Raw genomic sequence first — 24,646 nt, forward strand, 5'->3', positions numbered from 1 at the left:
CCCCGGGAGGGACTGCGGGGACGTTCGGCTAACTGCGGGTACGACCTATTTGCCCGATGTGTTCGCCTGAGATCGGAATTAACCATCATGCGCCCCATAACGCTAGTCCAGCTTGGTGCCCGGTACCTGCGGCGCCTCTTTAATCAGCGCATTAAGTTCGTTCAAAATGGAAACGGGCTGTCGGTCGACGGCGTCCAGATGAAGCGTCGCCACGCGAAGGGGCGGCTGATATTCAAATGAGCCAAGGAGCACGGGCGATCCCAAGAACCGTTCGATTCCGTCTGCAACCGCGTCGGTCTCTTCGGGATCAAGCTCGTCAAAGAGCGCCACGAACATCGGTCCGGTCGAGCGGAACAGACGACCCTTGCCGCGCGAGCAATCCATGAGGCAGGCGGCGCTTTCTGCCAAAACGCGGTCGCCTGCATCAAAGCCAAAGCGGGCATTGACCTGTGCGATTTCGTCGATTTTAATGGCGATCAAGCCCGCGTTTCGTGCCACGCGACGCATCTCGCCAATGGCGTTGACCAGGGCGTGGATATCGCCCAGACCGGTCACGGAATCGGTCGTATCTGCCAAGCTTCGGTTGGTGACAATGCCCACATACATGTTGGGCTCGGTATCGGTGCCGTCCAGGCGGTAACCCGTGCAGTCGCAAAGCGCGTATTTTCCGGCGGTATTCATGACGCGATACTGCATGCAGTGGAAGTGCCACGTGCCGTTTATCACCATGTCGAGCTCGGCGCGTACGTTGTCGCGGTCCTCGGGATGAACGCGGGCGAGCCACATGTCGACCGAGTTAAAAGGGTGCTGGGAGGGCAGGTCAAAATCGCGCACGGCGTTAACCGACCATTGCGATTCGCCCGTATCGAGGTTAAGGATGAACGGATAGCGCGTCTCGGAGCTCATGGAGATTGCTTGGAACACCCGGTCGTTGCAGGGAAGCTGATCGACGATTGGGCGTTGTAGTGCGTCATTGTCTTTCGGTTGCTGTACACGATGCATAAGCTTATAGCGATACATCTTGCGATCGGCATCCATCGTCATCTGGCGATGCGTGTCGCCGGCAAGTGGATCGACGCGCGAGCAGCCAAAGCTAAAGCTGGCGATCATGGGCGCCTTGCCACCTGAGCTCGCCTCGATCAGCCCGGCACGCACCTGCTCCAAGCGCTGCTCGAGTTCAGTCTCGTTTGCGGAGAGCGAGATAAGCACAAACTCGTCTCCACCGATACGGAACAGCATCTCATCGTGCTCCATGGTTTCGGAGAGCGTGCGGCAGATGCTCAGAATATAGCGATTGCCTTCGGCGTGGCCAAACCTATCATTGCAATGCTTGAGATGGTCGATGTCAATATAGGCGCAGGTGAAGGGATCGCCTTTGCGCCAGAGCTGCTCGACGTGACGGTCGAGTCCGCTGCGGTTGCCCAAGTTGGTGAGCGGGTCGATATAGGCGTTGCGCTCAAGCAGCTGGCGCTCTTGTTGCAGGATAGCATGCGTCTTTTGCAGTTGCTCACCAACGGCGCGTAGCTCAGCAGGCAGCGCGGCAACATCGAGTTCGGCGGTCGAGATGCCATTCGCAAGTCGCTGAAGATAGGCAATAATCGATTGCTCGCCCAGGCGGTACGACTCGTTCATGATGGATAACCTCCTTGGGGGAACAACGGTTTGTATCATATCCCCAATTCGGTTTGAACTGGGGATATAAGTTAGCTAATGGAGACAAATGCCCCCTTCGGCGGTGGCGTTTTGCGCGCGAGCGTATCAGTTGTTATTGCCACCATCGAGCAATGCCTCAAAATCCTTCGCCGGCATGGGGCGGTAGTAGAGGAAACCCTGAGCGTAGCGGGCGCCCATGTGGCGTAGCATGTTCGCCTGCTCATCTGTCTCGACGCCTTCGATTACAATGGGCAGATGGAGCGACTGCGCCATCTCGAGCATCGATGACACGATCTGCGCGCTGCGGCCTTGATCGCGGTCGGTGGGCACAAAGGTTCGGTCGAGCTTGATGACGTCGACGTTGACGTTCTTGAGCATCGCGAGCGTGGACTGACCGGTGCCAAAATCGTCCATATAGGTCGAGAAGCCGCGGGTGTGCAAGTCGGCTGTCAGTTTGTCCACGGCTTCGGACTCTCCCGTATAAGCCGTCTCGGTGATCTCGATGCGCATGAGCTCGGGCGGCAGGTTGTATTGGGCGGCGAGCGATCCCATATGCTCGGCAACGTCGCAGGCAAGAATGTCCACGCGAGACACATTAAGCGAGACCGGAACCACGCGAAGACCGCGATCGAGACGCTCGCGAAGCCATATGGCGACACCCTGCCAAATGTACTTGTCGAGCGTCACCACAAAGCCGCTTTCCTCGAGTGCGGGGATAAACGTTGCGGGCGAAATGAGAGAGCCGTCCTTGTCAATCCAGCGCGTAAGTGCCTCGGCGCCAATGATCTCGCCGGTTTCCATATCGACCTGGGGCTGCAGGTAGTACGTGATGCGGCCATTTGAGAGCGCGTACTGGAACTCGGTCAGCGTGCGGTGGAACGCAATCTCGTGTTCATATTCTTCGGGGCGGAAAATAGCAATGCGCTCCTTGAAGTCGTTTTTGGCGCGTCGATTGGTAAACATGGCCTTTGCCTGCGCATCGATGGTGATCTCCTCATTGGAGTCGATGGGGTAAATGCCCATGGACGGCCAAAAACCTACGCCGTCATCATGCCTGGCTACTGCCTCGCGAACGCGGTTGTAGATTTGATGGACGGTGATGTGCTTAAAGGGGATGAGTACGCAAAAGTCATCTTGGCCCCAGTACCCTGCGACGCCCATATCGGCATTCTCGATGTCCTTGAGGACCGTGCCCACATCGGCGAGTACGCGGTCGCCCTCGGCCTGGCCGTGCCATTCATTAAACAGGCGCATGTGACCCATGTCGACGGTGGCGATGCACCAGGTGTCGTCGCGCCTTGCCTCGAGAAATGCGTTGGCGCGCCGCATAAACTCGCTGGGTCGATAGAGGCCCGTGAGCGAGTCGATACGTTCGGCGATGGCGCTTTTGCGCTCCGCCTCGGGTATGGGGAGGCTGTCGTTGGGAACAAGCCCGCCGGCCGTGCGAAGGCGACGGTCGAGTTCGCCTAAAACGGCGGTCGCTTGATGGGTTAACTGCTCGTAAAAGGCCGGGACGACAAGGCAGACGGGAGTAATGGTGTCGCCCGCGATTTGAACAGGAGCGAAAACAGCCTCTTTAAGGTGGCGGGTCAGTTGCTCGAATGCCTCATGGTCCAAATCGTTGCTGAGCACGACGAACTGGACGCTTCGTGAACGGAAGACCCGGCTTCTGCCGCGGGTGATCGACAGCATGCGGCCTGCGTATTCGGCAAGCATGTTGTCGACAGCCTCGGCCCCGTAGAGCTCGTTGAGATTCGCCGTGCCACGAATGCGCACCGCTATAAGCCCCGTCTCGCAGCGGTCGCGACGGCAGGCATCGATAGCGTTGACCAGCATGCGCTGCGTTCCGAGGCCTGTGGCGGCGTCGACGGTTTCGGCAAGCGAGTGGTTGACGAGTTCGCCGACATAGAGCGAGGGGACATTTCCGTCGCCGTCGATGCGAAACCCGCGAGCACGGCAGAGAACGTAGTCACCCGCGGCATTGCGCATGCGGTACTGCATGACGCGGCGGTGTTTGGAGCCGTTAAAGATCTGGTTGATGTCGTTGGCGTAGGCCTCGAGGTCATCGGGATGGACGCGCGTCTTCCAGAAATCGCGGCAGCTGTCTATGTGCTCCGAAGGAAGACCGAGATCGCGCAAGGCACCTTGCGACCAAAGGGTGCGGTCCTTGTCCAAGTTCTCGATAAAGAAATAACGGCCCTCGTTGAGCATCGAAAAGGCGTCAAAAATGCGATCGCTTATTTCGAAGTCGTCGGCGTGGACTTGCGTGATATTGCGCCGATCGAGGTGCATAGCATGACGTAGCTTGTAGTCGTACATGCGATGGTCGGCATCGAGCGTCATGCGATTGGAGGCTTCGCCCAGGGCGGGGTCGGCGTGTGCCACTCCGTAGCTAAACGAGTGGGGCATCTCGGAATCGTTGTTTTTGAGCAGGATCGTTCGGCAGTGTTCCAGACGTTCGGCGAGGTCGTCCTCGGTCGCAATCGTAGATAGGATGGCAAACTCGTCGCCTCCCAGACGAAATGCCGCCTCGTCTACCTTCATATACAGCTTGAGATAAAGGCTTACCTGCAAGATATAGCGGTTGCCCTCGTCATGGCCAAAGACATCGTTGCAGTGCTTGAGATTGTCGATATCGATGAACGCCATGGTAACGGGAGCGTCCTGCTCCCAGAGCTCCTCGAGGGAACGGGCAAAGCCGCCGCGGTTGCCAAGTCCGGTAAGCTGGTCGGTAAAGGCGGTCCTAATCAGATCATCCTGACGCTCGAGAAGGTCGCGGACGGTCTTTTCGAGCGTTTCGGTGTAATTGCTGACAGTTTCCATGTTCTAAGCGGCTTTCTGAGGTCGGGGCGGATTGCGTCGGGCGAGCTCGTTGTGTACACGTATCGTTGTTCGGCGTTTTGCGTGCATCCAGGCCCCCGCCTTGCTGCGTTGTTGAGTTACTTTGCCGGCTAATGTTCGCTGTTGATAACAGCTGGGTAGTGTAAACAACAATACCCAATTATATATGGGTGCACATGCTGTGGGCGGCTATTGTTCGACAAGCGGTAGCGCGACGATGCGATGCTTGATAAAAATGCGACTGGGGCGGTATATGTTGACGGGTATACTTGTTCCGTTTGAATTTGCGGGGACGGAGATGGTCGCATGGCACAGTCAAATATGATGCGCACGGTGGGGCTGGCGCTCGAAGGAGGCGGCTACCGCGGTATGTATACGGCGGGCGTGCTCGACGTTTGGATGGAGCACGGTTTGACCTGCGACCATATGGTGGGTGTCTCGGCGGGCGCGGCGTTTGGCTACAACTTTAAATCGCGGCAGATTGGACGCGCCATTCGCTACAACAAGGCATATTGTGCCGATAAGCGCTATGCGGGTGTAGCAAGCTGGCTGCGGACTGGAGACATGTTCAATGCCGATTTTGCCTATCATGAGGTGCCCATCGAGCGCGATCCCATCGACCTGGAGGCATATCGCGCCTGCCCCATGCGGTTTACGTGCGTGTGTACCGATATCGAGACGGGCAAGGCCGTCTATCACGACCTGCCTTATGGCGATGAGCGCGATATCGAGTGGATCCGGGCGTCGTCGGCTATTCCTGTGGCGACGCGTCCCGTTGCTATTGACGGACATAAGTATCTGGATGGTGGCGTGGCTGATTCTATTCCCAGCGCATGGCTGTTTGCGCAGGGGTATGACCGAAACATCGTGGTACTCACGCAGCCGGCGGGCTTTGTGAAGCAGCCCAACAGCGTGATGCCCATGCTGCGGCGCGTGTTCCGTCACTACCCGGAGTTTGTCGCAGCGCTTGAGCATCGGCATGAGGTCTACAATGCCACGCTCGATGACTTAGCACGTCGCGAGGCTGCCGGCGAAATCTTTGTGGTGCGGCCGAGCGAATCGGTGAAGGTGCCGTCGCTGTGCCGCGAGCCCGATGAACTCGAGCGCATCTATCAGATCGGCCGCCGCGATGCGGAGGCAACCTTGCCGGCACTGGAGACATATCTGGCAGGGTAGAGGCTGCTGCCGCCATCTCGGCGGGAAGCGCATCCCGGAATGGAGGTCCAAACTGGGATGCGCTTTCCATCGCTGAAGATATGAGGCTGCGAATCGGCTGCTCGGCTTGAGCCTATGCCTGCTGCCAGGTATCGACGAGCTCCTTGGCGGCGGCGTAGGGGTCGTCGGCACTGCAGACGGCGCTCACCACAAAGAAGCCATCGACGCCGGTGGCCTTGAGCTGTGGCAGGTCGGCCGTCTTGACGCCGCCGCCCACCACGATGGGCACGGGGCTTGCCGCGTGGAGTGCGGCCAAGTCCTCAAAGCTCTTGGTGATGATAGAGCCGTCGGCCGCGCGTCCGCAGTCGCGCTTGGTCTCGGTCTCGTGGAGCGGGCCGATGCCCAGGTAGTCGACCAGGCTCATGTCGGCGGTCTTGACGTACTCGAGCATCTCCTCGCAACGGGCCGAAAGGCCCACAATGGCATCGGGGCCCAAAAGTTTGCGGCAGACCTCGACGGGAATATCGCTCTGGCCAACGTGCACGCCGTCGACAGCGATGCCCTGCTCGCGCGCGGCGAGTACGCAGTCCAGGCGGTCGTCGATCAGCAGGGCGACCTGACCGGTCTTGCCGGCCTGTGCGATTGCCTGCGCGGCGTCGCCCGTCAGCGCGATGATCTCGCGGGCACTTGCCACCTTGGAGCGCACCTGGATGCAGGTAAAGCCTGCGTCGAGCGCCTGGGCCACCACATCGCCCACGGGACGCCCGAGCGTGTTTTCGGGGCCGAGTACCAGATAGGCCGAGATATCAAGGTTGTCGCGGATGCTCATCGTGCTTCCTCCTGCTTTTTGATCTGTGCTTCCATGCGCTCGAGCTTGCCGGTCATGGTGTCGGTAAATCCGGGTCGAATATCGGCTTTGAGCACGACTTCGGTGCGGATGCCCTTGCTCGCCAACACAAAGGTTGCGTCGCGCACGACCTGCATGACCTCGTCCCAGTCACCCTCGATCTCGGTGAACATCGAGGTGGTGCGGTTGGGAAGGCCGCTCTCGCGAATGACGCGCACGACCTCGGCGACCTCGGCGGACAGTTCATCGCCGGTGCCGCACGGGGCGATGGCCACGGCGACGAGTGTGTTCATGCCGGCATTGGTTGCGGGCTCGGACATGGCTTATGCCTCCTCGAGCTCGAGTCGGTTATCGGCGATGTCCTGGGCGGTCGCGCGGTAGAGCTCGTCGATAAAGGCGACCTTAAAGCTTGCCGGGGCGTCGGCGACGGCGGCGGCACGCGTGCCGGCAACGTTGTAGACGGCGGTGCCGCAGACGGCGGCCGTAAACGGGTCGGCGGCGCAGGCGTACACGGCCAGCACGCCGCCCTGCGAGCAGCCGCAGCCGGTGATCTTGGACATGAGCGGGCTGCCGCCGTGGGACTTGGCCACGGTCGTGCCGTCGGTAATCAGGTCGACTTCGCCCGAGACGACCACGGCGCCGCCGGTGTAGCGGGCGAGCGCCACGGCGGCATCGCGGGCGGCGTCGACCGTGTCGGTGGTATCGACGCCGCGTACGCGGCTCAGATCGGCCGCCTCGCCCTCAAGACCCCACAGGCCGGCGAGCGCAATGATCTCGGAGGCATTGCCGCGCACGATGGCGGGCTTGTACTGCTTGAGCTCGTTTACCAGCTGGGTGCGCAGGCTACCGATGCCCAGGCCCACCGGATCGAGCACCCAGGGCTTGCCGGCGTCGTGTGCCGCCTTGGCCGCTCGGGGAATCGTCTGCTCGTAGATGGGGAAGAGCGTGCCCATGTTGAGATAGATGGCGCCGCCGCCGGCAACGAGTGCCTCGCCTTCGTCGGGCAGATAGACCATGGCGGCCGATCCGCCCACGGCGAGCTGTGCGTTGGCGACAAAGTCGATCGTCACCGTGTTGGTGATGGAGCCGGCCATCGGATTGGTGGCGCGAATCTCCTCCACGGCCTTGACCATATGCTGCTTAAGCTGTTCCGAATCAATCACTGCACATGCCTCCTTGGCATAGAAAAGGGGCGCTGTGCATAGACAGCGCCCCTGTAAAGGCGGCATGCTCCCTACGCCAGCATTAACTGACAGGTTCAAAGGATTGGGCCCCATGCCCTCTCAGCCTTGTGGTTTGCACCGCCGGCACTCCCGCATCGAATCTGTTGTTCCCTATACTAGCGCACCTGCCAAAAAGGGACAGGTTTATTTTGGCAGGTCGTTACAATAGGTAGGACCGATACGAATGGGGGCCTTATGATTAAACTTGTGCTGACCGATATGGACGATACGCTGATTCCAGCCGGGCATGACGGCGCCAGCGACTACGCCATCGAGGGCATTCATGCCATGCAGGCGGCGGGTCTGCACTTTGGCCCGGTTTCGGGTCGCCAGCCGTCCGCGATGGGCTGGATGTTCCGCAATTGCGTCGAGTGCTTCTCGACCGGCGCGTTCTGCAACGGCCAGGTCATGTTTGTGGACGGCGAGGCGGTGGCCTCGCATGCGACCGACAACGATGCCCTGACGCGTCTGGCCGATTACCTCGAGCAAGAGACCGACGATACGTATCTGAAGGTCTACAGCCTGGGTGATGACTTTTGGGATAACGATGCCTATTGCGTGACGAACGACCCCGAGCGCGTACGCCGCGCCATGGAGTCGGGCGGCAACGCGTGGCTCAAGGGCGAAGAGGCCCCGTGCCGTCCTGTTGTCGATGATGCCCCGGTGTTTAAGGCGAATATTTGGAGTGCCCGTTCACGTGAGGAGCTCGTGGAGCTACGCGAGCGCGTTGCCGCCGAGGTGCCGGAGCTCTCGCTTGTGTTTCCCAACAACCGCGTGCGCCTGTTTGACATCCTTCCGGCCGGTTGGGACAAGGGCTGCGCTGCGCTGGAGCTGGCGCGCGCTTTGGGCCTGACGCCCGACGAGGTGGCCGTGTTCGGTGATTCCGATAACGATCTGCCCATGATCGATGCCGTTCCCAACTCCGTTGCAGTCGCCAATGCCAACGAGGCTGTCACGGCTGCCGCGCGCTGGCATATCGGCGCTGCGGCAGACGATGCGGTTGCCGGGGCTCTGCATCAGATTGCCGCCTGTGCCGCGACGGGGGAGATGCCGCCGTTTATGCGTCAGATGGATGCGACGGGTTTCGACGTCACGAACGTCTAGGGAGAAAGCTATGAAGCTTCAGCAGCTCAGGTATGTCGTCAAAGTTGCCGAATGCGGCAGCATCACCGAGGCCTCGCGCCGGCTTTTTGTGTCGCAGCCTTCGATTACCGCGTCGATTCGCGATCTCGAAAACGAGATGGGTGTGCACATCTTTGAGCGCACCAACAAGGGTGTCATTGTGTCCGAGGAGGGCGAGACCTTCTTGGGCTACGCGCGCCAGGTGCTCGACCAGGCGGATCTGCTCGAAGGCAAGTACAAGGGCGAGTCCGAGCAGGTGCCGCACTTTAGTGTGAGCTGCCAGCATTATTCCTTTGCCGTCAACGCGTTTGTCGATGTGATCCGTGAGTTCGATGCCGCGCGCTACGACTTTACCCTGCGCGAGGAGCAGACTCACGAGATTATCGAGGACGTCGCGCATATGAAAAGCGAACTAGGCATCTTGTACTTGTCCGAGCACAATCGCGAGGTCATCGAGCGCATGCTGGCGGCCAACGAGCTCGTGTTCGAAGAGCTCTTCTGCGCCACGCCGCACGTTTTTGTGTGCGCCGACCATCCGCTGGCGGGCCGCTCCAGCGTGACGCTCGAGGACCTGGAGGACTATCCCTTCCTGTCCTACGAACAGGGCAGCTACAACTCGTTTTACTATTCCGAGGAACTGACCTCGACGTTTGAGCGCCGCAAGAACATCCGCGTGCGCGATCGCGCGACGTTGTTCAACCTGGCCATGGGCCTCAACGGCTACACGGTGTGTTCGGGCGTGATCAGCCACGAGCTCAACGGGCCGGGTATTATCTCCATTCCGCTCGATGTGGACGAGTACATGGAGATCGGCATCATCACGCGCAAAAATACGACGCTCACGCGCTACGGTCGGGCCTATATCGACGCGATCCGCCAACATATCTAGGCTGCTGCGTTCTGCACAGGTCAAATCTCTTTAAGGCAGCCCAAACTGATATAGGAAGCATCTATATCAAACTGTTATAAACATATATTATACGATGGCCATAGGAGCGCTCATACTCTGTCCCAGTAAAGCAACCAATTCAAAGGGAGATATCTATGAGCACTTCGATTCAACCGAACGCGCCGTTTCGCGCCGATATCGTCGGCAGTTTTCTTCGTCCTCAGGCCGTGAAGGACGCCCGTGCCGCCTACGCCGCGGGCACGCTTGATGACGACGGCCTTAAGGCCGTCGAGGACGATGCCATTCGCGATTTGGTGGCAAAGCAGAAGGCCGCCGGCCTGCAGGTCATCACCGATGGTGAGTTTCGCCGCAGCTACTGGCACCTCGATTTTATGTGGGGCCTTAACGGCATTGAACGCCGTACCTCGCGTACGGGTTATATGTTCCACGACGAGGAGACCACAGCCGACACCGCCGTGGTAACCGGCCCCATTAGCGGCGAGAACCATCCGTTCGTCGAACACTTTAAATTTGTCAAGGTGCTCGAGGGGGAGGGCCAGGTCGCGCGGCAAACCATTCCGGCGCCGATCCAGACGTTCTCCGAAGTCACGCTCGACCGCTGCGACGGCCAGCAGGAGAGCCTGCGCGCTGTCTATAAGACCGATGAGGAACTTGCCGACGCCATCGCAGCCGCTTATCGCACGGTGATCGCCGACCTGTACGCAGCAGGCTGCCGCAACATCCAGTTTGATGACTGCACCTGGGGCATCTACTGCGACACCGATTTTGTCGCCAAAACCGGCATGAGCCCGGTCGACCTGCAAAAGGTAAGCGAGCTGGGCGTGGCGCTCAACAATGCCGCCATCGCGGACAAGCCCGACGATCTGGTCATCAACACGCATGTGTGCCGCGGCAACTACCACTCCACCTATGCCTTCGAGGGCGGCTATGACCCCATCGCGCCGTACCTGTTCGCAAACGAGGATGTCGATGCATTTTACCTGGAGTTCGATACGCCGCGCGCCGGCGGTTTTGAGCCGCTCAAGTACGTTGCCCCGGGCAAGAAGGTCGTGCTGGGCTTGGTAACCACCAAGGCGGCAGAGCTCGAGAACGAGGATGTTATCGTCGAGCGTATTCACGAGGCTGCAAAGTATGTTCCGCTCGAGAACCTGTATCTGTCGCCTCAGTGCGGCTTTGCCAGCTGCGAGATTGGCAACAAGCTGACCGAGGATGAGCAATGGGCAAAGATCGCGCTGGTCAAGCGCATTGCCGAGCGCGTTTGGAAATAGCACTAGTGTTTGCAGGTGGCGGCGCGTGCGAGGCATAGTGTATCGCGTACAATGGTTCGGATCGTATCGTTCGGGCAGGTTATCCGATATGCCTGATCGCCCTTCCATTCGAAAGGACATCCATGTCCCAGTCCTCGACGCCCGCCGTCAGCGATGCCATCTACGACGCATCGTCGCTCGGCCGCCCGCGCATGTTCCTGCTCGGCCTACAGCACCTGTTTGCCATGTTTGGCGCCACCGTGCTGGTGCCCGTGCTCACCGGCCTCTCGGTATCGGCAACGCTTTTGTTTGCCGGCTTGGGCACGCTGCTGTTCCACTTCCTGTCGCGCGGTAAGGTGCCGGCATTTTTGGGCTCATCGTTTGCCTTTATTGCCGGTTATGCCGCAATCGCGCCCAACGGCGAGACCGAGCTTTTGCCCTACGCCTGCCTGGGCGTAGCTTGTGCCGGTCTGCTCTATCCGGTGCTGGCGGCGCTCTTCCGCGCGTTTGGCGCCAAGCGTGTCATGCGTTTCTTTCCGCCGGTGGTGACTGGCCCCATCGTCATTTCCATCGGCTTGATCCTGGCAAGTTCCGCTATTGCTAACTGCCAGACCAACTGGCTTGTGGCTGTTATTGCCGTGGCTGTGATCGTTATCTGCAACATCTGGGGCCGCGGCATGGTCAAGATTGTGCCGATTTTGCTGGGCGTTGTGGTGAGCTATGCCGTTGCGGCTGCGCTCGGCGAGGTTGATTTCTCAGGCGTTGCCGCCGCTCCGTGGGTCGGTCTGCCCATCGTGTGGGACAACACCGTGTTTGCACTCTTTGGGCCGCAGTTCGATAGCGGTCTTGCCACGACGGCCATCATCACCATCATGCCGCTGGCCTTCGCGACCATGATCGAGCATATCGGCGATATCTCTGCTATCGGTTCGACTTGCGAGCGCAACTACATTGCCGATCCCGGTCTGCATCGCACGCTGCTCGGCGACGGCCTTGCCACGATTCTGGCTTCGCTCTTTGGCGCTCCGGCCAACACTACGTATGGTGAGAACACCGGCGTGCTCGCCCTGACGCGCGTGTTCGACCCGCGCGTAATTCGAATTGCCGCGTGTTGCGCCATCGTGCTTTCGTTCTGCCCCAAGTTCGCGGCTGTCATTGCGGCCATGCCGGCGTGTGTGATCGGCGGTGTGTCGCTCGTGCTCTACGGCATGATCAGCGCTGTGGGCGTCCGCAACCTCATCGAGAACCAGGTCGATTTCCAGAACAACCGCAACGTGCTGGTTGCCGCGCTGGTGCTCGTGCTTTCGCTCGGCATCGCGTACAGCACCGCCGGCGCCATCGTGTTGGAGCTGGGCGGCGTGACCATTTCGCTGTCCGGCATTGCCGTGGGCTCACTGGTGGGCATTGTGCTCAACGCCATCCTGCCGGGTAACGACTTTGAGTTTGATGTCTCCGAGCTTGAGGAGGCTGCTGAGTAGCAGCTGCGTTCAGCTAAAACAAGATATGGTGCCCATGCGTATATGCGTGTGGGCACCATTTTTAATGTGTCAGTATCCAGTGGATGCCGCGGGCCATGCGTAAGTCGGTTTGGGCAAAGTGATTGCCGGGGTTGAGCTCCAGCGTTGTTGGAATGCCGCGCTCGACGAGCAACGCTTCCATCGCGCGTGTGTCGTCGAGTACATGCCGCATCATGCGGTTGGGCGTCTTGGTTTCCTTTTTGCCGAGTGACAGGTAGACGGCTTGCGGGCTGCCGGCAAAAGGGGCCGTGCTGGCACGGTCGACAAAGTCGGGAAACCATAGCGACCCCGATGCGCTCGCGGCGCGGTCAAAGGCGTCGGTTTGCCAGAGGGACCAGAGTGCGAAGAGGCCCGCGAGCGAGTAGCCGGCAATGCCGCGCCAGGTGGGCGGCTGAGGAAGCGACGACTCGACCTGGGGGATTATCTGATTCAGCAGCTCATCAAGAAAATCGGCAGCTTGGCCGCCGAAAGGCTCGGCATCGCGTACGGTCCCGTCGCATGCCCAGGGGCTCAGCTCGCGATTCCAATCGAGCCCGCCAATGGTGACGAGGGCGAATGGCGGACAGTCGAGCTCTCGGCAACACTTATAAACCTCGCTGCCGTCGCCCACGACCACAGGAAGGTAGATGACAGGCGCGCTTTCCGTATGATTCGAATAAACGGTTATCTGCTTTTGATGCGCTTCCATGACGGGCTTCTCTCAGTGCTGTGATATCGGCAGCCCCAATTGTCGCACGCCAGCGTATGCCGATTGGGCTAGACCAAAGACAATCTCGTGCATCCCCTGCGGACGCATATGGAAAACGCCACCGCCGGAGGGGAGCTCGGCGGTGGCGTTGTTAAACGGTGCTGGGGCTCGGGGCCTTCGCGGGAGCTGCCATGTGCGCAGAGGCGTCTAAGAACGCTTACGGCTCGCCATGGTGCCTGCGGCGATAGCGGCTGTTCCCGCAAGGACGGTTGCCACGATGGCCGCACCCGAGGTGTCGCCGGTTGCCGCGAGCACGCCGGTAGTCTTGGCTTTCGTGGTTGAAGCCGCAACGGCCTTGGTCGGCTTTGAGCCCTCAGGCTTGGGGTTCTGCTTGGACTCCGCGGGCTTGCTTTCTGCGGGCTTGGTCTCGTCGGGCTTGGGGTCTTCCGGCTTGGCTACCTCGGGAGGTGCGATGGTCGTACTTTTGGCGACTGCTTTGATATAGAGGGAGTCGACCGTGGCGTCGCCCGTGCCGATGGCTTGGCCTGCCTCGTAGATGCCGTCACGGAGCTTGCGATAGTCAATGACCTTGCCGCCTTCGGGCGTCTGGATGGCGGCGTTCTCAATCTTGATGGTGCCGATTGTCTTGCCGTCAGCGCTCATGGCACGGGCAAAGATTGCCGCTGTATCTCCTTCGGCCGTTACCTTGCTGCGGATGATCGAGATGACTGCGGGTGTGACGCCCTCGCTGGTCTGGGCGATGATGCCGATGTTCTCGCCTTGGGGTTCGCGCCTCGTCTCGCCATCTTGGTTTTCGCTGTAGGGGATGGGGCCGTCGCCGTTCTCGACATAGCGGGCTATGGCCTTGACAACGGAGTCGCTGATGTAGATGTGGCCGCCCTTCTCGTTGGGTCGATCGTTTCTGGTGGAGAATGCAGCCGAAACCTCGCCTTCCGCAAACGCGTCCACGGTGGAGCCGTTCTTGACGACGATGTCGTCCTGGTAGGTGAAGAGGGCGTTGGCGCCACCGTATCTGCCTTTACTTGCACGGACCGTCACGTTTGCATGATCGAGGGTGATGTCCTTGTGGGCATAGACGCCATATTCAACACCGTTTACGTTGAGGGAGGCGTTTGTGGCTGCGAGGCTGCCCTTGGCCTCGACGGCAGCGTCTTTCTCGGAGCTTGCCTTGACCTGGCTGCCGTCCGAGATGTTGATATTGCCGCCGCTCCAAAGGGCCTCACCATCGGCTGAGCTTGCCTCGACCGTCCCGCCACCCTTGATGGTGAGGTTCTTGTCGGCTCCAATACCCTTGTCCTTGGTAGCCCTGGCGGTGACGGCTCCGCTGTCGTCAATCGTGATATTGCCGTTTGCCCTGATGCCATCCGATGCACCCGTGGCGTTGACGTTGCCCGAACCTTTGATAGCGAGATCACCTCCGGCATTGATGGCATCAAACCCAGTGCTCGTGGCGTTGACGGATCCGGCTCCGTCGATGTTGATATTACCCGTGGTGAGGATAGCGTCCTCAGTAGATGTCACGCTGAGCGTGCCGCCCTCGTCGCCTTGGATATTGAGCTCGGCATTCTCGTTAGTGCCATGAGAAACGTTGATGCTTTCGATCCATTCGGCAGTGACGATGTTGGTTCCCGAGTAATTCACGTTGAGCTTGCCCGCTGCCTCGATCGCGCCGCCGTTATAGCCGTTGAGCTTCATATCGTCGGCGCCGTCCCAGGCCCAGGTGCCGGCGGCGTCTCCCGCGGGCCCCGCGGCCGCTTCGTGGCGGACGCCGCCGACGTCCACCCACTCGGCCGCGAGCGAGACGCTCGGCATGAGCAGCGAGCTCACCGTGAGCGCGCAGGCCAGGCCGCAGACGATGCGGCGCGTCACGCGGCGCCAGCTGCCGTGTGCGAGCAGCGTGCGACGGCACACGTCGGGCTCGACAAAATGGGCTCCAGAGGTTTTGTCATTGCGCTTGGGGGTCGTGAACAAGGCGGCCATGGTTACTCCCATCCTCATAGGGCCTATGCGATTAAGCCCAGCATATCTGCAGGATGTAGCCGGCGGTAGTGCCGTTTGGAGGGCAAAATGTCCAAAACTTGGGAAGCAAAACATCGCGCGTCTGTGCGTTGCCTGGCTTTAAAAGAAAAGCGCGGAGCCGCTCGATGCGACTCCGCGCTTTGGTGTTCTGTTTTAGCAGACTATGCCGTTACGCTACGAAGAAGTAGACGAGGAAGGCGAGAGCTGCGATCCACATGAGCGGCTTGATCTTGGAGGCCTCGCCCTTAAAGAGCGCGACGATCACGTAGGCGATAAAGCCTAGGCCAATGCCGGCAGAGATGGAGTAGGTGAAGGGCACGCCGGCGACAATCATGAACGCCGGGAAACCCTGCGACACGTCGGACCAGTCGATCTCGGAGGCCTCGCTCATCATGAGGTAGCCGACGTAGACCAGAGCACCGCAGGTGGCGGCGCTGGAAACGATGGTGACGATGGGGGAGAAGAACGCGGCGAGAATGAACAGCACGCCGGTGGTGACGGAGGTGAGGCCCGTGCGGCCACCGTCGGCGGCGCCAGAAGTGGACTCGACGAAGGTGGTGATGGAGGAGACACCCATGAAACCGCCCACAGCGGCGGCGGCGGAGTCGACGATTAGGATCTCCTTGATATTCTCGACGTTGCCGTCGTCGGTGAGGAACTCGCCCTGCTTGGCTACGGCCATCGCGGTGCCCATGGTGTCGAAGAAGTCACTCATGAGCAGCGAGAACGAGATGACGAGGAGCGCGGGGTCGGTAAGGACCTTGACGATGGCGGGCACGCCGCCGGCGTCGGCGATGGGGCCACCGATGCTCGAGAAGTCGAGCGGGGCGATGATACCGGTCGGAGCCTGGGTCACACCTAGGGGGATACCGGCGATGACGGCGACGACGATGCCGATGAGCAGCGAGCCGGGGACGTTGCGGCAGGCGAGGGCGACCGTCACCAGGATGGAGATGATGCCGACGATGAAGGTGGGGGAGGTGATGTCGCCCAGACCGACGAGTGTACCGGCGCCAGCGGTGATAATGCCGGCATCGCACAGGCCAATCATGGCGATGAACAGGCCCAGACCCACCGAGATGGCGTGACGCAGGACAACCGGGATGGCGTCCATGATGGCCTCGCGCAGGCCACAAAGCACGAGCAGCAAGATGACGATACCCTCGAGGAAGATAACGCTCATGGCCACGTGCCAGTCACCGCCGCAGACGGCGGTGGCGATTCCAGCGATCATCGCGTTGACGCCTAAGCCCGACGCGCAGGCGAGCGGGCGGTTGGCGAAGATGCCCATGCAGATGGTCATGATGCCGGCGCCCAGGCAGGTGGCGCAGGCGAGCGCTCCCGCATCGATGCCGGCGCCCGAGAGCACCGCAGGGTTGACGGCAATGATGTAGGCCATCGCCAGGAATGTTGTCAGTCCAGCGCGAAGTTCGGTCCCGATTGTGGACTTGCGCTCACTGACGTGAAAAAGTTCGTCCATGCATACCCTTTCCTTGTTCGGCCCCGAGTTTAGGCCGATTGACACGAACGTTCTCACTATAGCCCCTTTACGACGCTGTTGTTCCTCGCATGTTGATGTTCGGCGCTTTGTAGCAGACGGACGGTATTTTTCGCATGAAAATGTGTGGGTACCGTATACTTAAGCGGTTACAACGACCCCTATGGAGGAACGTATGATTAAAGAGCTTTGCCACGACGAGGCTATCCTGTCCCAGCGTTGCGAGGTTGCGACCGTCGAGGACGAGTCGGTTGCTCAGGACCTGATCGATACCATTAAGTCGCTCGACGATGCCGGCTGCCTTGCCGCTAACCAGATTGGCGTTACCAAGAAGGTCTGCGTCTACCTGGACGACGCCGGCGAGCCCCACGTGCTCTACAACCCCCGTCTGGTGTTTGGCCTGGGCGCCAGCAAGATGGAGGAGAGCTGCCTGACGCACGAGGAGGTCACCAAGTCCACGCGCTATATCAAGTGCAAGGTCGCTTATGACGTGATCGTCGACGGCAAGATGCGCGAGCGCAAGCAGGACTTTGTGGGCTTCGAGGCGCAGATGATTCAACACATGATTGACCACTGTCTAGGAAAGTTGGTCTAAGGGGACCAAAGCACCGCACCTTGCCGCTCAATCGTCGCTCGCGTACCTTAAGTACGCTTCGCTCCTCTTTCGTGGCAATCTGCGGCACTTTGACCCCTTAGACGACCTGCGGGGTTAACTTGGTTGAGTTTATCCTGCTTGAATAGCCCGGGCATGACATTGTTGTCATGTCCGGGCTTTTGTGTTTAGCGCCTTTTTGTTTGGAGACAATGAAATTAGCAAGAACGTAAAGCTAGGAGGCGCTATGTGTACGAGTATTCGATTTACCGATAATTCTGGCCACATGTATCTGGGCCGCAACCTCGACTGGAGCTTTGACTACGGCCAACAGGTTCGCGTGATGCCGCGTGGGTTTCACATTCCGTATTCGTTTATCGACGACGCGACAGCGGCACACGCGGTGATCGGTATGTGCATCGATTACAAGAACTACCCTATGTTCTTCGATTGCGGCAACGATGCGGGCCTCGCCGTGGCGGGTCTCAATTTCCCTGGTTATGCCGAGTATGCCGATGACCCTGTCGACGGTAAGACCAATATCGCGGCCTATGAGTTTCCCCTGTGGGTGGCAGCGACGTTCTCGACGGTCGATGAGGTCGAGGCCGCGCTGCGCGACACGGTGATTGTCGCCAAATCTGCCGGAGAGGGGCTGGGCGTGTCGCTGCTCCATTGGATTATCGGCGACAGCCAGCGTAGCATCGTGGTCGAGATGATGGCTGACGGCCTGCATGTATACGACGATCCGGTCGACACCCTTGCCAATCAGCCCACCTTCCCGTGGCACATGGAAAACCTCCGCACCTATATCACTGCCACAAGCGATTTTCCGCAGACGGCGACATGGCGTGGCGCCGAGCTCAAGCCCTATGGCGCGGGTGCCGGCATGCGCGGTATTCCGGGTGACTGCTATTCGCCGAGCCGTTTTGTAAAGGCGGCGTATCTCAATGCCAATTACCCGCAAAAGGAGAGCGAGACCGAAAACGTCGTCCGTATGTTCCGCTCGCTCGAGGGCGTGGTGATGATTGAGGGGGCGTCCAGGATGGGCGATGGCAAGTTCGAGAAGACTATCTACACCGGATGCTTTAGCGCGCGCACGGGCAATTATTACTACGCGATGTATGGGGATCCGTCGATTCGCTACGTGAGCCTGATGGATGCCGAGGGCGCGAGCCCCGATAGACTCGTGGTTCCCGAGCCGCGTCGTTCGTAGCCGCTAGCTTTACTGCAATGCAAGGCGGCCCTGCGTCTCCCGTGAGATGCAGGGCCGCTGTCGTTGATTTGTGACGTCGCTAGAAGTTGGCGTCGTTGAGCTGGGTGCTCTCGAGTCCGTCGAGTTGCTGTTGCTCGGGCGTATCGGCGACGCTCTCGAGCAGCTCGGTGGGATCGACGTTCATACTCTTGCCGGCCTCGTTGCCGTTGACCAAGTCGTCCGAGAAGATATCGACTTCCATTTCCTCGGCCTCTTCGATCTGAACCTCGAGCGGCACCTGGGTGCGCACGAGCTTAACGGCCGGGCGCATGCGGGCAAACAGTGGCACGTACTCGATGATGATGGCCGAGTTCTCGAGACCATACCAACGTGCCGGGCTTCCGCAGGCGCGGCGGACGGCGTACTTGATGGCCATGACGCGATGGTCGTTGCGGTTGATGTCCGTTTCGGGGGCGAGCATCTTGCGCAGCATGCAAAAACGGAAGTCGCCCACGTTGCCGCGCGTCTCGTAGATGGAGTAGGTGTGGTGCTGCGGCGGCAGCTCGCCCGATGCCATCAAGTCGCCAACAATCTGGCGCAGGTAGGCATTGATGCGCTGGTTGACCTTAAAGCCCAGGTCCAAGCGCACGCGGAACAAAAAGTCCGTGCCAAAGGTCTCGACGGAATACTCGTGCGTATAGGGCTCGTCGGTAACGTGCACGTTGATGAACCAGTATGCCTTGGCGCGCTTGGGATGCTTATCCAAGATGGAATAGAGCACGTCGCGGTCGAGCGTGAGCGGGTCGGGACTGTTGGTAAGGAACACCAGATTGTCGGCGAGCACGGGGTAGGTCTCGTCGTTGCGCAGGCGGTCGAGCTGGTCAATGTACTTGGAGACGGGCAGCAGGATCGTCTGCGTGCGCTCGATGGCGGTGCCGCGGCGCCACACGTACATAAGGCCAAACAGCAGCGAGGCCAAGAAGATCATGACGTAGCCGCCGTCAAAGAACATGGTGAGGCACGAGGCGAAGAAGCACAGCTCAATGGCGCCAAAAAGTAGGGCAAAGACGCAGGCGCCCAGCTTGCGCTTGAGAATGCCGGCGATATAGCTCGTCAGCAGCGTGGTGGTCATGAGCATGGTCACGGTAATGGCGAGGCCGTAGGCGCTCTCCATGCGCTCGGAGTTTTGGAACAGCAGCACGATGAAGATACAGCCGACCCACATGATGTTGTTGACGAGCGGAATATAGAGTTGGCCCTTGGTGTCGCTGGGGTAGTGGATGCGCAGATGCGGCATAAGGTTGAGGCGCGTTGCCTCCGAAACCAACGAGAACGAGCCGGTGATGAGCGCCTGCGAGGCGATGATGGCCGCCACGGCCGAAAGCACGATGGCAAAGGGGCGCAGGGGCTCGGGGAGCATCATATAGAACGGGTTGACGATATCCATCGCGAGCATCTGAGGATTGGAATTGTTGGCGAGCAGCCAAGCGCCCTGACCCAGATAGTTAAGGATGAGGGCTGCCTTTACGAACGGCCAGGATGCGTAAATGTTAGCCTTGCCCACGTGACCCATGTCCGAATAGAGCGCCTCGGCGCCGGTCGTCGACAGGAAGACGAAGCCGAGCACCATGATGCCCGAGTGGTTGATGGGCGAGAACAGGAACATGATGCCGCGGATGGGGTTGAGCGCGCGTAGGATGGACAGGTTGCCGAGCATGTTGAACAGGCCGGCGCCAGCCAAGAACAGGAACCACAGCGTCATGAGCGGGCCGAACAGCTTGCCGATCGACGAGGTGCCGGCGCGCTGCATGGCAAACAGGCCGCAGATAATGATGATGGTGATGATGATGACGTTGGTCTGGCCGTCACCCAAAAGCGCATGGCCCCACTCGATAGTGCGCAAGCCCTCGATGGCCGTGGTAACCGTGACGGCGGGGGTGAGGATGCCGTCGGCGAGCAGCGCCGCGCCGCCGATCATGGCGGGAAGGATCAGCCACGGCGCCACTTTGCGCACCAAGCTAAACAGGGCGAAGATGCCGCCCTCGTTGTGGTTATCGGCCTTCATGGCGATAACCACGTACTTGACCGTGGTCACGAGCGTCATGGTCCAGATGACGAGCGAAAGCGCTCCTAAGATCATGTCCTCGCTGACGGTACCGATGCCGCCGTTGTTGGCGACGATTGATTTCATGGTGTACATGGGGCTCGTGCCGATGTCGCCGTAGACGACGCCGAGCGTAACGAGCAGCATGCCAGCGGAGAGGGGAATGGCTCCATGCCCGCCTTGACCACGCTGATCTTGGGGGCTTGCCTCCAGTTTGTTATGTGCCACGTGGACTCCCTTGGACATCCGGTTATCCGTCTAGGACAGATAACCTTTATGCCGTCTTTATACATACAAGAGCAGTTTGGCACATCAGGTTATTTTAGACAATAATCCCCAGCTGAGGATTATTTATGTACGCAGGTAGCATTTCAAAGCAGGGGCTTTAAGCACGTGCTGCCTGGGCGATGCCAGCCTTGGCGTTTGCGCGTTTGCCGGCGAGTTCGCAAAAGATCGCGCCGCCGATGATAAGCACGGCGCCCATCAGACGGACCGGTGTTATGGCTTCGCCCAAAAGGACGGCCGAGAACACGACCGCCGAAAGCGGCTCGAGGTAGCCGACGACGGCGACGGTCTGGACGGGCAGTTTGGCGACGGCGCTAAAGTAGAGCAGGCAGCCGATGCCGGTGTTGACGACGCCGAGCATGACGACGGCGCGCCAATCAATACTGGCGGCGACGCCGGCGGACAGGAATGAGGGGGCGCCCTGCGTGAGGAGCGTAAGGACCAGCGCGGTCAAAAAGGCGGCGCTCACCTGGAGCGCGGAGTTCTCGAGGCCCTCGATGTGCGGCGCACCCTTGCTGGCGATGACCATCAATGCATAGCAGAAGGCCGAGGCGATGCCGCAAGCGATACCCGCAATGGGCATATTGCCGCCTAGACCTTGTGCCGCAATGAGAAAAGCACCGCAGGCGACGGCGATAAAGCCGGCGATTTTGCTGCCGGTCAGCTTTTCGCCAAAGATGAGCGGGGAGAGCGCCATGACGATGATGGGGCCGCAGTAGTACAGCAGCGAGGATACGCCGACGCCAATCGTCTGGTAGGCGCGGAACAGAAAAATCCAGCTGGCGCCCAGCGCGGCTCCCGAGAGGAGGAGGGCTGCGGCTTCGCGGGGGCGGGATGGCGCCTGCAGCTTATGGCGTTGGGTGACGGCGAGGATGGTGACAAGCGAGAGTGCGCCCAAAAACGTGCGCAGTAGCACGATATCGGAGCTCGGCAGCGCGATGGCAGCGGCGATGATGCCGTTGGAGCCAAACAATAGCAATGCTGCTAAGTACGCAAACAGTCCGTTGTTCATGCGCTGAAATCCCCTCTATATCCGAGCATGTTCACTATGGGTGAACTGGCTATAGAAGAAAAGCGAATATAATTCATAGATAGCATGACAAAAGCTCATGCATATGTGGAGGGGTGCCGTGGAAACGAATGTTCAAAAGATGCAGGTCCTACTCGAGACCGTGCGCGCCGGCAGTTTTACGCGCGCCGCCGAGCGGCTGAGCTATTCGCAGTCGGGCGTGAGCCGTATGGTGGCCGATCTTGAGGCCGACTGGGGCTTTAAAGTGCTTGATAGAAGCCGCGAGGGCGTAGTGCTTTCTGCCGACGGGCGGCAAGTTATGCCGGCTGTTGAGGCGTTATGCGAGGAATTCACTCGCTTGCAGCGACGGGTGGATGAGATGCGTGGGCTCATGCGCGGCAAAATCTGCATCGGTACATTTTCGAGCGTGGCGACCCACGTGCTGCCGCCGGTGATTGCGCGCTTTCGCGCCGATCACCCGGACATCGATTACGAGCTGCTGATGGGTGATTACTCCGAGATTGAGCAATGGGTGGCGGAAGGTCGCTGCGACCTGGGCTTTATTCCGCGCGAACCACGCGGCGCCGGCATGGCGTCGCGGCCGTTGGTGCGAGACGAGTTAATGGCGGTAGTGCCAACAGGCTCTTTGCTTGCCGCGGCGGAGGTCGTCTCTCTTGCCGATTTGGCCAACGAGCAGTTTATTCTGCTGGAACGCGGCACAGATGATGAGATTGCGCCGCTGTTTCGCCGCGCGGGCCTGGCGGTACGCTCTAAGCTGTCGACCTGGGATGATTATGCGATTATGGCCATGGTCGAGGACGGTCTGGGCGTGAGCATTCTTCCGGCGCTCATCTTGCGCCGCTGCCAGTTCGATGTTGCCGTGCGCCCGCTCGAGGGACATCCTCATCGGCAGATCAACGCCATATACCGCACCGCTGACGTTTCGCTTGCGGCGGCTCGTTTCCTTGAATATCTCTAAAAGCGCGTACCTGTTGTCTACTTTGGGACAATTCTCGGGGTTCGGTACATTTTCTTATGAAATTGAACTTTCGGATAATGCGCCGCGCTATACTGCTGCCTAAATTGAACTCAGGTTCAATTTGTGTTCTATAAATTGAACTTTGCCAGCAAGGAGGTTCTAATGGCCCAAGAGACGTTTAGCGATCGCCTGCGACAGACCATGTCCGATCGCGACGTTCGCCAGTCGGATGTAATCCGCGCATCGGAGATGCTCGGCAAAAAACTCGGCAAGAGTCAGATGAGCCAATATGTGAGCGGCAAGACGATCCCGCGGCGCGATGTGGCAGAGCTGCTCGCCCGTATTTTGGAGGTCGATGTTTCCTGGCTGCTCGCCAGTGACGCCGATCAAGTCGAGACGTCCTCGTCCCATAACGTTGCCAAATCCGAACCTAGTCTCTCAGCTCAAATTCCAAGGAGCACCACCATGCGTACTTTTTCTAAATCCACCAAGCTCGATAACGTCCTGTATGACGTGCGCGGTCCCGTCGTCGACGAGGCTGCCCGTATGGAGGACGAGGGCGAGCGCATCCTCAAGCTCAATATCGGCAACCCGGCGCCCTTCGGTTTTCGCACGCCCGACGAGGTTATCAAGGACATGCGCCAGCAGCTGCCCGACTGCGAAGGCTATTCCAATTCGCGCGGCCTGTTCTCTGCGCGCAAGGCGATCATGCAGTATTCGCAGATCAAGGGCCTGCCCAATGTTCAGATGGAGCATATCTACACGGGCAACGGCGTGTCCGAACTCATTCAGCTTTCGATGAACGCTCTGCTCGACAATGGCGACGAGATTTTGATCCCCAGCCCCGACTATCCGCTCTGGACGGCGTGCGCAACCCTCGCCGGCGGTCATCCCGTGCACTATCTATGCGATGAGCAGGCGGATTGGTATCCCGACCTGGAGGATATGGAGTCCAAGATCACGAGCGCGACCAAGGCCCTCGTCATCATCAACCCCAACAACCCCACGGGCTCGGTCTACCCGCGCGAGGTGCTCGAGGGCATCGTCGAGGTTGCGCGCAGGCATCAGCTGATGATCTTTGCCGATGAGATCTACGACCGTCTGTGCATGGACGGCTACGAGCACGTCTCGATTGCCTCGCTCGCTCCCGATCTGCCCTGCGTTACCTTTAGCGGCCTTTCCAAGTCGCACATGATCGCGGGCTATCGTATTGGCTGGATGGTGCTTTCGGGCAACCAGCGCTGCATGAGCGACTTCATTATGGGTATCAACATGCTCTCTAACATGCGCCTGTGCTCCAACGTGCCGGCCCAGTCGATCGTCCAGACGGCGCTCGGTGGCCATCAGTCGGTCAACGACTACATCCGTCCCGGCGGTCGTGTCTACGAGCAGCGCAACTTTGTGTATGAGGCACTCAACAAGATCGATGGCATCTCGGTGGTCAAGCCGCGCGCGGCGTTCTATATCTTCCCCAAGATGGATGTTAAGAAGTTCAACATCACCGATGACGAGCAGTTTGCCCTCGACCTGCTGCACGAGAAGAAGATTCTGATCACGCGCGGCGGCGGCTTTAACTGGGCCGAGCCCGATCACTTCCGCATCGTGTACCTGCCGCGCATGGAAGTGCTCAAAGAGTCGCTCGAAGACCTCGCCGACTTCTTCGATCATTACCGTCAAAGCTAAGGGATAGAGGCTCTATACAATCGAAAGCTCCCTGCAGTTGCTTGGCTGCAGGGAGCTTTCT

The 24,646-nt window shown here is 59.7% G+C and carries 19 protein-coding genes and 1 riboswitch; of the genes, 9 read left to right on the forward strand and 10 right to left on the reverse strand.

The window, feature by feature from the left end:
- Nucleotides 1–102: 102 nt before the first annotated feature.
- Both ACGHEN_RS02705 and ACGHEN_RS02710 read right to left on the reverse strand, forming a co-directional pair.
- Complete coding sequence (locus tag ACGHEN_RS02705) at nt 103–1,632, reverse strand: diguanylate cyclase domain-containing protein (protein WP_390397186.1); 1,530 nt, start codon at nt 1,630–1,632, stop codon at nt 103–105.
- 126 nt (nt 1,633–1,758) lie between these two features.
- The gene (locus ACGHEN_RS02710; protein WP_390397188.1) at nt 1,759–4,476 is read right to left on the reverse strand and encodes an EAL domain-containing protein; all 2,718 of its coding nucleotides are present in this window, start codon (nt 4,474–4,476) and stop codon (nt 1,759–1,761) included.
- A 324-nt stretch (nt 4,477–4,800) separates the two neighbouring features.
- Here ACGHEN_RS02710 and ACGHEN_RS02715 point away from each other — a divergent pair, with 324 nt between their 5' ends.
- Nucleotides 4,801–5,670 carry a patatin family protein gene (locus tag ACGHEN_RS02715; RefSeq protein ID WP_195363966.1) on the forward strand — a complete coding sequence of 290 codons (870 nt, stop codon included), beginning with the start codon at nt 4,801–4,803 and terminating at the stop codon, nt 5,668–5,670.
- A 112-nt stretch (nt 5,671–5,782) separates the two neighbouring features.
- On the opposite strand, the gene ACGHEN_RS02720 is transcribed toward ACGHEN_RS02715, so the two are convergent.
- From ACGHEN_RS02720 to thiM, 3 genes are read right to left on the reverse strand one after another with little or no spacing between them, the layout of a single operon-like run.
- Nucleotides 5,783–6,478, reverse strand: coding sequence for a thiamine phosphate synthase (locus ACGHEN_RS02720; protein ID WP_006234517.1), 696 nt, complete (start codon nt 6,476–6,478; stop codon nt 5,783–5,785).
- Nucleotides 6,475–6,816, reverse strand: coding sequence for a thiamine-binding protein (locus ACGHEN_RS02725; protein WP_225093307.1), 342 nt, complete (start codon nt 6,814–6,816; stop codon nt 6,475–6,477). The genes ACGHEN_RS02720 and ACGHEN_RS02725 overlap by 4 nt, the downstream gene beginning before the upstream one ends.
- 3 nt (nt 6,817–6,819) lie before the next feature.
- On the reverse strand, nt 6,820–7,659 hold the full coding sequence (gene thiM / locus ACGHEN_RS02730; protein ID WP_233543036.1) for a hydroxyethylthiazole kinase: 840 nt from the start codon (nt 7,657–7,659) through the stop codon (nt 6,820–6,822).
- 51 nt (nt 7,660–7,710) lie between these two features.
- Nucleotides 7,711–7,821, reverse strand: a riboswitch (TPP riboswitch).
- Nucleotides 7,822–7,914: 93 nt separating this feature from the next.
- On the opposite strand from thiM, the gene ACGHEN_RS02735 reads away from it, so the two are divergent.
- From ACGHEN_RS02735 to ACGHEN_RS02750, 4 genes are all read left to right on the forward strand, one after another.
- On the forward strand, nt 7,915–8,823 hold the full coding sequence (locus tag ACGHEN_RS02735; protein WP_118081348.1) for an HAD-IIB family hydrolase: 909 nt from the start codon (nt 7,915–7,917) through the stop codon (nt 8,821–8,823).
- A gap of 10 nt (nt 8,824–8,833) precedes the next feature.
- The gene (locus ACGHEN_RS02740) at nt 8,834–9,730 is read left to right on the forward strand and encodes a LysR family transcriptional regulator (protein ID WP_118081346.1); all 897 of its coding nucleotides are present in this window, start codon (nt 8,834–8,836) and stop codon (nt 9,728–9,730) included.
- A gap of 155 nt (nt 9,731–9,885) precedes the next feature.
- Complete coding sequence (locus ACGHEN_RS02745; protein WP_390397191.1) at nt 9,886–11,019, forward strand: 5-methyltetrahydropteroyltriglutamate--homocysteine S-methyltransferase; 1,134 nt, start codon at nt 9,886–9,888, stop codon at nt 11,017–11,019.
- 122 nt (nt 11,020–11,141) lie between these two features.
- Nucleotides 11,142–12,476, forward strand: a complete 1,335-nt coding sequence (locus ACGHEN_RS02750; RefSeq protein WP_390397193.1) for a uracil-xanthine permease family protein — start codon at nt 11,142–11,144, stop codon at nt 12,474–12,476.
- Nucleotides 12,477–12,537: 61 nt separating this feature from the next.
- On the opposite strand, the gene ACGHEN_RS02755 is transcribed toward ACGHEN_RS02750, so the two are convergent.
- The 3 genes from ACGHEN_RS02755 to ACGHEN_RS02765 form a co-directional block, all read right to left on the reverse strand.
- Entirely contained in the window at nt 12,538–13,203 is a 666-nt protein-coding gene (locus ACGHEN_RS02755) for an alpha/beta hydrolase (RefSeq protein WP_117716506.1), read from the reverse strand.
- 207 nt (nt 13,204–13,410) lie between these two features.
- A complete protein-coding gene (locus tag ACGHEN_RS02760; protein ID WP_390397195.1) occupies nt 13,411–15,204 on the reverse strand; it encodes a hypothetical protein in 1,794 nt (597 codons plus the stop codon).
- Nucleotides 15,205–15,412: 208 nt separating this feature from the next.
- On the reverse strand, nt 15,413–16,723 hold the full coding sequence (locus ACGHEN_RS02765) for an NCS2 family permease (RefSeq protein ID WP_390397196.1): 1,311 nt from the start codon (nt 16,721–16,723) through the stop codon (nt 15,413–15,415).
- Nucleotides 16,724–16,916: 193 nt separating this feature from the next.
- Between ACGHEN_RS02765 and ACGHEN_RS02770 the strand changes: the two genes are divergently transcribed.
- Both ACGHEN_RS02770 and bsh read left to right on the forward strand, forming a co-directional pair.
- Complete coding sequence (locus ACGHEN_RS02770; RefSeq protein WP_117746174.1) at nt 16,917–17,336, forward strand: peptide deformylase; 420 nt, start codon at nt 16,917–16,919, stop codon at nt 17,334–17,336.
- A 244-nt stretch (nt 17,337–17,580) separates the two neighbouring features.
- On the forward strand, nt 17,581–18,546 hold the full coding sequence (bsh, locus tag ACGHEN_RS02775) for a choloylglycine hydrolase (protein ID WP_390397197.1): 966 nt from the start codon (nt 17,581–17,583) through the stop codon (nt 18,544–18,546).
- Nucleotides 18,547–18,625: 79 nt separating this feature from the next.
- Here the strand turns inward: bsh and ACGHEN_RS02780 are convergent, their stop codons facing one another.
- Together ACGHEN_RS02780 and ACGHEN_RS02785 are read right to left on the reverse strand one after the other, a co-directional pair.
- Nucleotides 18,626–20,875 carry a KUP/HAK/KT family potassium transporter gene (locus ACGHEN_RS02780; RefSeq protein WP_390397199.1) on the reverse strand — a complete coding sequence of 750 codons (2,250 nt, stop codon included), beginning with the start codon at nt 20,873–20,875 and terminating at the stop codon, nt 18,626–18,628.
- 139 nt (nt 20,876–21,014) lie between these two features.
- The gene (locus tag ACGHEN_RS02785; protein WP_390397201.1) at nt 21,015–21,926 is read right to left on the reverse strand and encodes a DMT family transporter; all 912 of its coding nucleotides are present in this window, start codon (nt 21,924–21,926) and stop codon (nt 21,015–21,017) included.
- A 118-nt stretch (nt 21,927–22,044) separates the two neighbouring features.
- Here ACGHEN_RS02785 and ACGHEN_RS02790 point away from each other — a divergent pair, with 118 nt between their 5' ends.
- Entirely contained in the window at nt 22,045–22,902 is an 858-nt protein-coding gene (locus ACGHEN_RS02790; RefSeq protein WP_390397203.1) for a LysR family transcriptional regulator, read from the forward strand.
- A 162-nt stretch (nt 22,903–23,064) separates the two neighbouring features.
- Complete coding sequence (locus ACGHEN_RS02795; RefSeq protein ID WP_368143234.1) at nt 23,065–24,585, forward strand: aminotransferase class I/II-fold pyridoxal phosphate-dependent enzyme; 1,521 nt, start codon at nt 23,065–23,067, stop codon at nt 24,583–24,585.
- Nucleotides 24,586–24,646: the final 61 nt, after the last annotated feature.

Origin of the sequence: Collinsella sp. i06-0019-1H4 (assembly GCF_042849575.1) — a bacterium.
Classification (GTDB): domain Bacteria; phylum Actinomycetota; class Coriobacteriia; order Coriobacteriales; family Coriobacteriaceae; genus Collinsella.